General features: G+C 71.9%; 12 protein-coding genes. 4 read left to right on the top strand and 8 right to left on the bottom strand.

What is annotated here, in order from left to right; translation table 11 throughout:
* Window positions 1–6: 6 nt before the first annotated feature.
* The 3 genes from LQK89_RS04620 to LQK89_RS04610 form a co-directional block, all read right to left on the bottom strand.
* A complete protein-coding gene (locus LQK89_RS04620; RefSeq protein ID WP_114848987.1) occupies window positions 7–267 on the bottom strand; it encodes a DUF3039 domain-containing protein in 261 nt (86 codons plus the stop codon).
* A 187-nt stretch (window positions 268–454) separates the two neighbouring features.
* Entirely contained in the window at window positions 455–2,026 is a 1,572-nt protein-coding gene (locus LQK89_RS04615) for an ABC transporter permease (RefSeq protein WP_175326687.1), read from the bottom strand.
* The gene (locus LQK89_RS04610) at window positions 2,002–3,261 is read right to left on the bottom strand and encodes an ABC transporter ATP-binding protein (protein WP_231050335.1); all 1,260 of its coding nucleotides are present in this window, start codon (window positions 3,259–3,261) and stop codon (window positions 2,002–2,004) included. Before LQK89_RS04610 ends, LQK89_RS04615 begins: the two co-directional genes overlap by 25 nt.
* 314 nt (window positions 3,262–3,575) lie before the next feature.
* Here LQK89_RS04610 and LQK89_RS04605 point away from each other — a divergent pair, with 314 nt between their 5' ends.
* The 4 genes from LQK89_RS04605 to LQK89_RS04590 all read left to right on the top strand — a co-directional run bounded on the left by LQK89_RS04605 (window position 3,576) and on the right by LQK89_RS04590 (window position 6,319).
* The gene (locus tag LQK89_RS04605; RefSeq protein WP_058741506.1) at window positions 3,576–4,271 is read left to right on the top strand and encodes a phosphocholine cytidylyltransferase family protein; all 696 of its coding nucleotides are present in this window, start codon (window positions 3,576–3,578) and stop codon (window positions 4,269–4,271) included.
* A gap of 41 nt (window positions 4,272–4,312) precedes the next feature.
* Complete coding sequence (locus LQK89_RS04600) at window positions 4,313–5,137, top strand: ABC transporter permease (RefSeq protein ID WP_411914192.1); 825 nt, start codon at window positions 4,313–4,315, stop codon at window positions 5,135–5,137.
* Window positions 5,137–5,907, top strand: a complete 771-nt coding sequence (locus tag LQK89_RS04595) for an ABC transporter ATP-binding protein (RefSeq protein WP_058741505.1) — start codon at window positions 5,137–5,139, stop codon at window positions 5,905–5,907. Before LQK89_RS04600 ends, LQK89_RS04595 begins: the two co-directional genes overlap by 1 nt.
* Before the next feature lie 109 nt (window positions 5,908–6,016).
* Complete coding sequence (locus LQK89_RS04590; RefSeq protein ID WP_144802355.1) at window positions 6,017–6,319, top strand: hypothetical protein; 303 nt, start codon at window positions 6,017–6,019, stop codon at window positions 6,317–6,319.
* A 94-nt stretch (window positions 6,320–6,413) separates the two neighbouring features.
* On the opposite strand, the gene LQK89_RS04585 is transcribed toward LQK89_RS04590, so the two are convergent.
* The 5 genes from LQK89_RS04585 to LQK89_RS04565 form a co-directional block, all read right to left on the bottom strand.
* Window positions 6,414–7,646, bottom strand: coding sequence for a CDP-glycerol glycerophosphotransferase family protein (locus LQK89_RS04585; protein ID WP_231050334.1), 1,233 nt, complete (start codon window positions 7,644–7,646; stop codon window positions 6,414–6,416).
* Between the two features lie 27 nt (window positions 7,647–7,673).
* Window positions 7,674–8,582: a glycosyltransferase family 2 protein gene (locus LQK89_RS04580; protein WP_231050333.1), complete on the bottom strand. Its 909-nt coding sequence runs from the start codon at window positions 8,580–8,582 to the stop codon at window positions 7,674–7,676.
* Window positions 8,579–9,397 carry a CDP-alcohol phosphatidyltransferase family protein gene (locus LQK89_RS04575; RefSeq protein WP_144802362.1) on the bottom strand — a complete coding sequence of 273 codons (819 nt, stop codon included), beginning with the start codon at window positions 9,395–9,397 and terminating at the stop codon, window positions 8,579–8,581. The genes LQK89_RS04580 and LQK89_RS04575 overlap by 4 nt, the downstream gene beginning before the upstream one ends.
* A 9-nt stretch (window positions 9,398–9,406) precedes the next feature.
* Window positions 9,407–10,450 (bottom strand): glycosyltransferase family 2 protein, encoded by a 1,044-nt coding sequence (locus tag LQK89_RS04570; RefSeq protein WP_231050332.1) that lies wholly within the window; start codon window positions 10,448–10,450, stop codon window positions 9,407–9,409.
* 212 nt (window positions 10,451–10,662) lie between these two features.
* On the bottom strand, window positions 10,663–12,717 hold the full coding sequence (locus tag LQK89_RS04565; RefSeq protein WP_231050331.1) for a S1C family serine protease: 2,055 nt from the start codon (window positions 12,715–12,717) through the stop codon (window positions 10,663–10,665).
* Window positions 12,718–12,748 lie beyond the last annotated feature (31 nt).

Below are 12,748 nucleotides of genomic sequence, written 5' to 3'. Positions count from 1 at the left end.
GCGGCGCTACTCGGCCCGCATCTTCTCGTAGATGGCCTTGCAGTCGGGGCACACCGGGAACTTCTCCGGGTCGCGACCGGGGATCCACTTCTTGCCGCAGAGCGCCTTGACGGGCTTCCCCGTCAGGGCGGACTGCAGGATCTTGTCCTTCTTGACGTAGTGCGAGAACCGCTCGTGGTCGCCGGGCTCGATCGCCTCTTCCTCGAGGAGCTTCTCGAGCTCGCGGTCCATCACGTCGAGGCCGCCGCCGGGTTCCGTCATGCTCATGGCTCCAGGGTACGACGGTGCGGCTGCCGACGCATCGGACGGGAGGATCGTGGCGGGGCCGGCACGCGCCTCCCGTCCGGCATGCGGTCGCGTCGGCCGCGCCGGTCGGCGCTCGGGTCGGGTTGCGCCGGGTCGGGAGCGCGGATCGGGCTGATCCGGACGGCGTGCGCGGGTCGAGTCGCTCGGGTCAGTTCCGCTGGGCGGCGGCGAGCAGGTCCGGTCCGTGCCGGTCGAAGAGTCGACCGCCGAGGGCCACCCCCGCGACGAGGACGACCGCACCGACGCCCAGGCCGACCAGCAGCGTGAGCACCGCCCAGGGCTCGGGCCCGTCGGTCAGCGCGAGCACCGCGAGCCAGACCGCGGGGATCGCCGCGACGAGGATCCCGACCACCATGGTCGTCTGCGCGACCGCGGCCGTGGTGCCGGCGGCCTGGGGCTGCTGGAACGGGTGGTCGCCCGGACGGACCGTCGGGTAGGGCAGCAGGACCGACACGACGCTCGACAGGCCGAGGCCCGCGAGCAGCGCCCCACCGGCGACGCCGACCAGGAGCGGGAAGGCCGTCCAGTCGCCGAACAGCCGCGCGGACACCGCCGCGCCGAGCAGGACGGCGGGGAGCCCGACGACGAGCAGCGGGACGAGCCGACCGAGGCGGTCGCTCCACCCGGGCGCTCCCGAGGCGACGTGCAGCCAGACGGCGGTGTTGTCGTACGAGACGTCGTTGTGCGGCAGGAACCCGGCGATGAGCGCCATCAGCGGCAGCGGCACGAGGGCGGTCCAGTGCCACGGCACCCCGGCGACCCCGAGCGGGATCACCACGATCGGCACGAACACGATCACCAGGTACGACATGCGGTACCGGGGGTCCCGCGCCCAGTAGGTCAGGGCACGGGCCGCGACGGCGCCGACCGGGGTGGACCCGAGGCGCGCGAACCAACCGAGGCCGCGGTAGCGACGAGCCGTGGCACGACCGTCGACGGTCTCGAGCGCACGCCCGACGAGGGCCCACCAGGCGAGTCCGAGGAGCCCGAGCGTGACCAGCGCGACGAGGAGCTTGAGCACCCCCTCGCCGACCCGGCCGCTCGCCACGTCGGCGGGCACCGCCCACGCGGCACCCCACGGGGTCCACCCGGCGACGTCGGCCACGCGGGAGGCCTCGGCGCTCGTGGCGTCGGTCCAGGGGCCGCGGACGAGCAGCGACACGACCGGCAGGCCGAGCACGACGACCACCAGGGCGGCGAGCCACCCGGCGTCACGCGAGCGGTGGGGGCCGATCAGGGCGGCACCGACGGCGGAGCCGACACGGGCGAGCAGGGCGCAGGTGAGCGTCCCGAGGAGCGCGGCGAGGACCGCCAGGACGCCGAGCCCGCCGGAGCGCGACCACGCCCCGACCTGCCCGACCGCGACGATCGCCACCGAGAGCACGGGCACGCCGACGAGCCCGGCGACACCGAGACCGACCGCGAGCTGGCGACGGTCGAGGCCGAAGACGGTGAAGCGTCGGGGGTCGAACTGGTCCGTCCCGCCGACGACGAGCGGCACGACCGTGAAGGCGACCGCGAGGAACGCCCCGACCGGCACCGCGACGGAGCGCGCGATCTCGACGGGCGCGGACCGGAGTCCGAGGAGCTCACCGGCGACGAACACCGCGGCGACGAGGCCGAGCAGGCTGCCGAGCACGACGAGGACCGACTGCCGGGCTCCCCCGCGGACACCGCCCGCGAGCAGGTCGACCCTCAGTCGGAGAAGCTGTGCAACCATTCCATGCTCTCTGCCACGACGCGGCCGCCCGCGAGTTCGACGAACTTGTCCTCGAGGCTCCGACGACCGCGGACCTGGGCCATCGTGCCGGAGGCGAGGACCTTGCCGCCGACGATGATCGCGACCGAGTCGCACGTGCGCTGGACGAGCTCCATCGAGTGGCTGGAGAGCACCACGGTGCCGCCGCCGCGCGTGTAGCGACGCAGGATCTCGGTGATCGTCGCGGCACTGACCGGGTCGACGGACTCGAACGGCTCGTCGAGGACCAGGACGCGGGGCGAGTGGATGAGCGTCGCGGCGAGGGCGATCTTCTTCGCCATGCCGACGGAGTAGTCCGCGACCTGGCGCCCGAGCGCCTCACCGAGGCCGAACGCCTGGGCGAGGTCGGCGCTGCGCTGCCGGGCAGTCGCACCGTCGAGCCCGCGGAGCGTCGCGGAGTAGTGCAGGAGCTGCGCGCCGGTCAGCCGGTCGAACAACCGGAGCCGGTCGGGCAGGACCCCGAGGTCGCGCTTGGCGGCCGTCGGGTCGGACCACACGTCGTGGTCGAGCACCGAGACGGTGCCGGCGTCGGGGCGCAGCAGGCCGGTGATCATCGACAGCGTGGTGGTCTTGCCGGCGCCGTTCGGGCCGACGACGCCGAAGATCGAGCCCTGGCGGATCTCGAGGTCGACCTCGTCCGCCGCGAGGGTCTGGCCGTACCGCTTGACGAGGCCGCTCGCACGGAGCACCACGGGCTGCTGCGGGGTCTTCGTCGCGGCCGGGGTCTCGCGGGCGGCGGGCTGGCGCTTCGGCACGCGCTTCTTCTTCTGCGCCGCGGTCGTGCCGGCGTCGTGCGCCGCCGTCGGGGCCGCGGAGGACTGCTCGGATGCCTCGGGCTGCGCGGACGCGGTCGTCGCGTCGCGGACCGCTGCTGCGTCGTCGCGCACGGCGGCGGTCTGGACCGGTCGGGTGACGCGCCCGCGCCCCTTGCCCTTGCGCGGCGCCGGACGGCTGGCGGGCGAAGGGCCCGCGGCGGTCGTGCTCGCCGCGATCGTGCTCGCCGTGGCAGGCTCCGTCACCGCCGGGTCGCTGACCGTCGTCGTCGTGTCGTCGGTCATGCCGTCACCAGCGGAGGCGTCGCGCGCATCCCCGTCCCCCAAGTCGTCGTCGGTGGCGTCCCCCTCGGCATCGTCCACCTCGGTCATCCACGCAGCGTCGGACGTCACGTACACGTCGTCGTCATCTGCCGCTGCCACCGCTCCACCGTACCAACGGGTTCCGGACACGGCGGGACACGCTCGCCGCCCGGGTCACGAATCGGGCACGAACCGGACGATGCCGTACCCCGATCCCGACTCGTTCCGTATCATTCACCAGGGCACGACGGAGTGTTCACCACTTGGAAACCTGCTCAGAACGGGCCCCGAGACCGTCCGCCCTGCCGATCCGCCCCGTGCCGATCCGCGCGGGAGCGGCGCGTTCACGGGAAACGCAGACCTGGAGCGAGCAGACTCGACGAGGCCCGCCCGTGCCCCACGGGGCGCGCGGGCGGACACCGGAAGGGACCAGCATGACCACGCAGATCGTCATCCTCGCAGCGGGGATGGGCAGCCGCCTCGGGCGCAGCCTGCCGAAGCCGCTGACCGAACTCAGCGACGGCCGCACCATCATGCAGCAGCAGTTCGACAACATCCGCGCCGCGTTCGGCTCGAGCGCCCGCGTGACGATCGTCGTCGGCTACAAGTCCGAGTACATCGTCGAGGCCTTCCCCGAGGCGAACTTCGTCTACAACGAGTCCTACGACTCCACGAACACCTCGAAGTCCCTGCTCCGTGCGCTCAAGGCCACGGGCAAGGGCGGCGTCCTCTGGATGAACGGCGACGTCGTCTTCGATCCTCGCGCGCTCGTCCGTGCCGCGGACATGATGGACCAGGACCGGTCCTTCGTCAGCGTGAACACCGAGAAGGTCTCCGACGAAGAGGTCAAGTACACGGTGGACGCGCAGGGATGCATCCACAAGCTGTCGAAGCAGGTCGTCGGCGGTCTCGGCGAAGCGGTCGGCATCAACTACGTCTCGTCGGCCGACAAGCAGGCGCTCATCCGTCAGCTCGGGCGCGTCGACGACCAGGAGTACTTCGAGGGCGGCATCGAGGCTGCCATCGCCGAGGACGGGCTACGCTGGTCGCCGGTCGACATCTCCGACCTGTACGCCGTCGAGATCGACTTCGCGGAAGACCTCGAGCGCGCGAACGACCTGTTCGCCTGAACCGTCATGACCCCCTGGGCGGTTCCGCCCGAAGGGACACCGTGACCACAGCGAGTGCGCAGACCGCGTCCCGGACCGCCGGCCCCCTGGTGAACCGGGGCGCGGTACGCCGTTACCGGCATGCGCTGTGGTTGCTGACCTCCCGCGACCTGCGGGTCCGCTACTCGACGTCCGCGCTCGGCTACCTCTGGTCGATCCTCGACCCGCTCGTCATGTCGGCGATCTACTGGTTCGTCTTCACGCAGGTGTTCCACCGCGGCAAGGTCGGCGAAGAGCCGTACATCGTGTTCCTGCTGTCGGCGCTCCTCCCGTGGATGTGGTTCACCGGTGCCGTCTCGGACTCCACCCGGGCGTTCACGAGCGAGGCCAAGCTGATCCGCTCGACGACCATCCCCCGGAGCATCTGGGTCGCGCGCGTCAACGCGTCGAAGGGCATCGAGTTCCTGCTGAGCCTGCCGGTGCTCGCGGTCTTCGCGATCGCCACGGGGGCGCACGTCCACTGGGGCCTGGCCCTGTACCCGCTCGCGATCCTGCTGCAGGCCGGCCTGGTCTACGGCATCGGCCTGATCGTGGCGCCGCTCGTGGTGTTCTTCCGCGACCTCGAGCGCGCGGTGAAGCTCGTGCTGCGGTTCTTCTTCTACGCGTCGCCGATCATCTACGGCACGACCGCGCTCCCCGAGAAGCTGCGCGACCTCGCGGCGCTCAACCCGCTGAGCGGCATCTTCGGCATCTACCGCTCGGCGTTCTTCCCGAACCAGCTGAACTGGTTCGAGGTGCTCGTGTCCGTCCTCGTCACGATCGTCGTCCTCGCGGTCGGCCTGGTCGTGTTCCGCCGCAGCGAGCACCGCGTCCTGAAGGAGCTGTGATGACCTCGACCGAGCCCCGCGAGCGCGCGGCGACCACCGCCCCCGTGATCTCCGTGCGCGACGCCGGCATCCGGTTCAAGCGGAACCGTCGGGCGAGCCGCAGCTTCAAGGACCTGTTCGCCGGGAGCTCCCGCCGCAAGCGCGCGGACGAGTTCTGGGCGCTCCGGGGCGTGTCGTTCGACGTCCGCCCGGGCGAGGCGATCGGTGTCGTCGGTCGGAACGGCCAGGGCAAGTCCACCCTGCTCAAGCTCGTCGCGCAGGTCATGCTCCCCGACGAGGGGCGGGTGCGGGTGGGTGCCGGTGTCGCCCCGCTCATCGAGATCACCGGCGGGTTCGTCGGCGACCTGACGGTCCGCGACAACGTCTTCCTGACGGCCGGGCTGCACGGGATGAGCCGGGCCGAGATCCGCGACGCCTTCGACGAGATCATCGCGTTCGCCGAGATCGCGGACTTCGTCGACACCCCGTACAAGCACCTGTCGAGCGGCATGAAGGTGCGCATCGCGTTCGCCGTGATCTCCCGCCTGGACGAACCGGTGATCCTCGTCGACGAGGTCCTGGCCGTCGGCGACAAGGCCTTCCGTGAGAAGTGCTACAAGCGCATCGAGGAGCTCCTGGCTGGCGGGCGCACGCTGTTCTTCGTCTCGCACAGCGACAAGGACCTGCGCCGCTTCTGCGACCGCGGGCTGTACCTCGACAAGGGCCGTCTCCAGCTCGACGACACCATCGAGAAGGCCCTCGCCGCGTACGCCGCCGACTACGGCGTCTGACCCGCTCCCTCCTCCACACCCGGTTCCCCGACCGACCCCCTGCACAGGCGCCAGCCCCACCGCGGCCCGAGCGGCCCCGACGTCGGACCCTCCCCCTAGCGTGACCGGCATGCACCACCCGACCACGGCCTACGCAGTCCCGTTCACCGTCGATCGTTCCCGGGCACCTCGTCGCTACGACCTGGTGAACACCGGATCCGAACCCCTCCACGCCATCTCGCTGACGCACCTCGGCAACGGGTACTGCCCGCCGCTCGCGGTGAACCAGCTCGACCCGGGACGGTCCCTGTCCATCGCGGTCTTCGGCGCCGACCCCGAGGACACCGGTGTCGTCGTCGTCCGCTGGCGACGCCCGGACCGCTCCGAGTACCTGTGGCGCATGTCGCTGGTCGGGGACCGCCGTGCGGCCTGACGTACCGGGGCGCCGCGCCGTGACCCGACAGCACTCGGTCGGCTGCGCCTCCGGCCGCCGGGCGGACCGCTCCCCCAGACCCGCGGCGGAGCGCTCAGCCGGCCCGGTGCTCCGCGGCGACGTCGTGCCACCGCGCGACGAGCCGGTCGACGGCCTCGTGCAGGCGTCGGGTCGCGACGCCCGGCGCGGTGTCCCCGAAGTACCGCTCGACCCAGTGCCGCAGCTTCGCGAGCTCTTCGGCGTCGTTCGCGGCGGCGTCGACCCGGGCGACGACGTCCCCGGCCTGGTCTGCGAGCAACCAGTTCGCGTCCGACAGGTACCCGCGCTCGTCGACGTCCGCACCGCTCGCCACCGGGCGGGTGACGATCAGCGGCTTCCCGACCGCGAGCCGGTCGTAGATCATGGCGCTGATGTCGGTGATCGCGACGTCCGCCGCGGCGAGCTGCCAGCCGAGCTCCGGGCCGTCGTCGTACACGTGGTGCGCGGTGGCGTCGGCGACGTTGGCGGCGCTGATCGCGGCGACGATCCGCTCGTGGGCGGCGCGGTAGTCCGCGTCCAGCACGCCGCTCCGCGGGTGTGGACGGTAGACGAGCCGGTGCCGGGGGGACGCCAGGAGCCGCTCGGCGAGCTCCACGCCGTGGCTCGCGATCGACCCGTACGCGGCCGCGGCACGGTCGCCCTCCCACGTGGGGGCGTAGAGCACGACGGTCCGGTCGTCCTCCGGGTACGGCACGTTGCCTGCGAAGTGGTCGGCCTGCGGGCGCCCGATGGCGATCGTCCGGCGGTCCAGGTCGTAGTCCCAGAGCGCGTCCGCGAGCCGGTCCCGAGCGGCGTCCCCGGCGATCAGGGCGTAGTCGTACGCCTTGAACTGGTTCGTGGTCATGTACATCTTGTCGCTCTCGCCGTGGTTGACGAAGACGTGCCACATCCGCCCGTACCGCATCATCTGGAAGTTGCGCGCGTTCTGGTTGACGTACAGGACGATCTTCGGTGCCTGCTCGTCGACGAAGCGCTCGAGGTCGACGACCTGGCGGGCGTAGACCACCGGCACCGGCGACTCGTCGAGCAGGGCGAGCATCGTGCCGGGGCTCCGGGACAGGATCGCGACCGGGTGCTCGGCCGCGAGCTCGGCGAGCGGGGCGTACCACTGCCGCACCTGGTACATGTTGACCGGTCCGTCCGCGAAGTACACGGCGATCTCGACGGACCCCGGCGCGAGTCGCGACTGCGTCCGCAGGCGGCGCGCGAGCTGCTGGCGACTCCGACGGGACCGCAGGAGACGCTGCACGAGCCGCACGGCGGTCGTGGCGTCACGGATGATCGGCATGGTGCTCCTCGGGCGATCGGATCGGACTCAGACGACGGGCGGGCGCCCGGCGAGCGTCATGCGGGCGACGGTCAGCCACCCCATCGTGCGGGTCGGCCCGCAGTCCGACGTCCAGCCTTCCCGGGCGCCGGCGAACCAGGTGCGCAGGCGGGCCGGGTGTCGCCACCACCGCGCGACCTGGATCGCTGCCCACGAACCCACGTACAGCGGACGCAGGGGTGCCGGCAGGTTGCGTCGGGCGAGCCAGACCCGGTTCCGGGCGTTCAGGCGGTAGTACTCCGTGTGGCGGGCGGGGTCGATCGCGGGGTGGTTCGCGACGAGGTCCCCGGCGTACCAGGCCCGGCGTCCGGCGTCCCACACGCGCCAGGCGAGCTCGATGCCCTCGTGCGCGTAGAAGTACTCGGCGCCCCATCCCCCGACGGCCCGGTAGACGTCCATCGGCAGGACGACCGCGCCCTCCCACACCGAGAACACCGGGGACGAGTCGGCGGCGTCGCCCTTCCGGATCCGCGGCACCCAGCGCCGCGGGTTGGCCGCACCGGTCGGGTCGACGACCCGCGGCTGGACCAGGCCGAGCGACGGGTCGCGGTCGAGCATCTCGACGGCGTCGCGCAGGAAGGTGTCCGACGGCACCCAGGCGTCGTCGTCCAGGAAGAACACGTGGTCGCCGTCGACGACCTCGGCCCCCGCGTTCCGTCCGGCCGGGATCCCGAGGTTCTCCGGCAGCGCGAGCGCACGGACCCCTGCGGGCAGGTCGGTCGGCTCCCAGCCGTTGCCGACGCACACGACGTCCAGGTCGACGTCCCGCTGGGCGAGCACGCTGTCGATCCCGCGTCGCAGGTCGGCGGGCCGGGTGCCCTGCGTCAGGACCACCACGGCGATGCGCGGGCGTCCACGATACGGGGCGGCGTGCCGACGGACGGTGCCCTGGCTCACGCGCGGACCCGCTTCGACGACATGATCGCCAGGAAGTGCCCGGCGGTGGCGAGCACGGCGAGCGGGAGCAGCGCGCCGACGAGCACACGGTCGGCGAGCGGGTGACCGGCCACGAGCGCGATGAGCGCGAACACGAACGCCAGGATCGTCAGTTCGACGGAGTGGTACAGGCGGTGGAACGGCAGGAACCGGGCGGCCCGGCGGAGCGTTGCCAGTCGACGGCCGGACGGCGCGGTGCCCGCGTCCCGGCGGTCCACGAGCTTCGCGAGTCCGGCGTTCGCGCGGGCGACGTGCACCATGTCGTTGAGCGCCTTGTTCAGCACGATGACCAGGCCGAGCGCGCAGCCGATCGTGGTCCACATCCAGTCAGCCCCCTGCACCGGCCAGGTCGCCGCCCGGACACCGAGCGCGATCGGGATCAGTCCCTCGGTCGTGTAGTGCCCGACCTTGTCGAGGAACACCCCGGCGGGCGACCGGGTCCCCCGCCAGCGCGCGACCTCGCCGTCGCAGCAGTCGACGAGCATCTGCAGCTGCCCGAGCACGAGTGCCAGCAGCGCGCCCCAGATCCCCGGGACGAGCAGCGCCGCGGCGGTGCTCCACCCCACGAGGATCATCAGCCCGGTGACCTGGTTGGCACTGACGCGGGTCTTCAGCAGGACCCAGGTCAGGTACGGCGAGACGTCACGCAGGTACAGCGAGGCGGTCCAGTGCTCGGCGTTGGCTCGCGAACGGACCTCGTCCGGCTGCGCGACCGCGCGGAGCTCGGCGATGGACGTCGGACGGGCGGAGCCGCGTGCGGTGGAGTCGTCGGTCAAGGGTCCAGGTCACCGTCCCGTGTGGGTGGTCAGTTCGGAGGTCCGGGTCAGGAAGCCGACCACGAAGCCGGCACCCCACCCCACGTGGATGCACGGCAGCACCACGATCAGCCAGAGCAGGGTCGCGAGCCCCGAGCGCCGCGCGACGACGACCGAGCCGACGACGACGAAGAGCAGGTACACGGCGGGGACGGCGAATCCGGTCATCGCCCACGCCAGCGGGCTGCCGAGCAGGGCGCCCACGACGCCGACGACCCCGGCGACGAGCCCGAGCGCGACCGCCGTGACCATCGCGGGGGGCACGAAGTAGCGCACGCCGTTGTTCGACGGGAAGCGGCGGGCGAGCTCGCCGCGCCACAGCCCCGTGGCGACGAACTGCCGGACGAGTCGGCGCAGGCTCGGGCGAGGGCGGTAGGTCACGACCAGCTCCGGCGTGAACCACACGGTGCCACCGGTCTGCCGCAGACGACGGTTGAGCTCCCAGTCCTGCCCGCGCTTGATGCCCTCGTCGAAGAGCCCGACCTCGAACAGCCGGTCCCGCCGGAAGACACCGAGGTACGCGGTCTCGGCCGGTCCGGCCTTGCCACCGACGTGGTGGGGCGTGCCCCCGAGACCGACGCGGCTGCCGTAGGCGTGGGCGACGGCGCGTTCGAAGGGCGTCCGCCCCTCGGCGTGCATGATCCCACCGACGTTGTCCGCGCCCGACTCGTTCAGCACGCGGACGGCGACGCGTGTGTAGTCGGTCGGGAGCACCGAGTGCGCGTCGACCCGGATGACCACGGGGTGCACGGACGCCCGGATCGCCACGTTGAGCCCGGCGGGCGTCGAACCGACCGGGTTCTCGATCGCCCGGATCCGGGGGTCGGCGGCGCTCATCTCGGCGACGAGCTCGTTCGTGCCGTCGATCGACGGACCGAGTGCCAGGATGACCTCGAACGGGCCGGCGTAGTCCTGCTCGAGCAGGCTGCCGACGGCGGCACGCACCTCGGTCACCTCGTTCAGCACCGGCATCACGTACGAGACCCCCGGCAGGGGCTGTCCGTCTGTCTGCATGCGTACCTCGGGGTCCTGACTGGTGCGCGGGGCGCACCGCGGACGGCGCCCGCCCCGCAGAGCGACCCCGAGCCTATCAAGCGGCCAGGCCGCGCACGTGCCGGGCCGCTTCCCTGCTCCTGCGGGCACGGCGCCGTCACGGGTCGACACCGGAACGGACGGGAGGCACGGTGCCAGCTGGCACCGTGCCTCCCGTCCGTCCTGGACCTGCGTCAGCCCTTGTAGGTGCCGAGCGTCACGTCCGTCTCACGCGTCTGACCGTCGCGGATGTAGGTGATCGTCGTCTTCGCGCCACCGGCGAAGAAGCGCACCTGCGCCGTGAGGTCGGTCGCGTCGGAGACCGTGGCGGACCCGATCTTGGTGACCACGTCGCCCTTCTGCAGGCCGGCGTTCGCCGCCGCGCCGCCGGACGAGACCGACTTGATGAGGGCGCCCATCTGCTTGGCGCTGGCGTCCTCCGCCGCGTCACCGACCGTCGCGCCGAGGAGACCGTGCGTGGCGGAGCCGTTGTCCTTGATCTCGTTCGCGACGCGCTGCACCAGGTTCGACGGGATCGAGAAGCCGACGCCGATGCTGCCGGACTGTCCCTCGGACGACGAGGAGCTGCCGGCGCTGGCGATCGCGACGTTGATGCCGATGAGCTTGCCCTTCGAGTCGAGCAGCGCACCGCCCGAGTTGCCCGGGTTGATCGACGCGTCGGTCTGGATGACCGGGAGCGAGACGGTGGTGTTCGACGACGAACTGCTGCCGTTGTCGCCGTTGCCCCAGAAGTCGAACGGGCCGCCGTTGCCGTTGCCGCCCTCGTTCGAGTCGCCGCCCTGGCTCGGTGCGCTCGACGTGACCTGGATGCTGCGGTTCAGCGTCGAGACGATGCCGTCGGTGACCGTGTTCGAGAGGCCGAGCGGTGCGCCGATCGCGACCGCGGTGTCGCCGACGTTCAGGTCGGACGAGTTCGCGAACGTGATCGGCTTCATGTCGGTCGCGTCGATCTTGATCACCGCGAGGTCGACGGTCGGGTCGGTGCCGACGAGCTTCGCCGGGTAGATCTTGCCGTCGGAGGTCGTCACCGTGATCGTGCCGTTGCCGCTGTCGCCGTCCAGCGTCACCACGTGGGTGTTCGTGACGATGTAACCGTCCTTCGAGAAGACGACGCCGGAACCGGTGCCGCCCTCGGAGCCCGCGGAGACGTTGATCGTGACGACCGACGGCGTGGCCTGGGCAGCGACGGCCGTGACGACCGTGGCGTTGTTGTAGTCGTTGACCGTGAGGTTGCCGCCGTTCTGCGACGAGCTCGACCCGACGACCGTGCCACCACCGGCCTGCGAGGCCCCGGCGGCCCATCCCGCACCGCCGCCGACGAGCCCGGCGAGCACCAGGCCGGCGACGATCGGGAGCACGAGCTTGTTGCGCCCGTCCTTCGTCTTCGTGGCCGTCGCGGTGCCGTCGCCGGCCGTCGGGGGCGCGCCGAAGTAGTGGCCGTTGCGCTGGTTCGAGCCGTCGACGTCTCCGAAGGCGCTCGTCGCCGAGGACGGGGCCTGCGAGGAGCCGGGCTGGGCGGCGGAGGCGTACTGCGAGGAGCCGTAGGCGCTGGTACCGGCGGTGTTCGTCCTGTCCTGGGCGTACTCGCCGTAGCGCGGCTGCTGCCCGTACCGGCTCTGCTGGCCGTACTGGCTCGTCGGGGCCTGGCCGTACTGGTCCGGCTGGCCGTACTGGCTCTGCTGGCCGTACTGGCTCGTGGGCGCCTGACCGTACTGGTCCTGCTGGCCGTACTGGCTCTGCTGGCCGTACTGGCTCTGCTGCCCGTACTGGCTCTGCTGCCCGTACTGGCTCGTCGGGGCCTGACCGTACTGGTCCTGCTGGCTCTGCTGCCCGTACTGGCTCGTCGGGGCCTGACCGTACTGGCTCGTCGGGGCCTGACCGTACTGGTCCTGCTGGCTCTGCTGGCCGTACGGCGTCGTGTGCGAGCCGTACCCACCGGAGGTGGGGGCAGCATCGCCCGCGATCGTCGGGTACGGCGCGGTGTACCGGTCCGTCGGGTGGTCGCCGGAGGTCGACAGGACGTCGGTCTCGTTCGCACCACCGGGTTCGATGACGTCGGTGTGGTCGTGGTCGGGCGAGCCCGTTGCTGCGCTCGGCTGTCCGGAGTCGTCCCGCGCCGGCTCGCCGTGGTCGGCGGTCCCGTGGGTGGCGTCCTCTGCTGAGCCCTGACGGTGGAGGTCCTCGGGACGGTCGTCGTCGCCGCGGCCGTGTGGCGTGGTGTCGGTCATGCTGGACGTGCTCCTTTCAAGCTCGTGCAGT

This window comes from Curtobacterium sp. C1 (genome assembly GCF_021049325.1).
Classification (GTDB): Bacteria; Actinomycetota; Actinomycetes; order Actinomycetales; family Microbacteriaceae; genus Curtobacterium; species Curtobacterium citreum.
The sequence above is the reverse complement of the archived record's forward strand: the minus strand, read 5'-3'. Positions and strand labels throughout refer to the sequence as shown.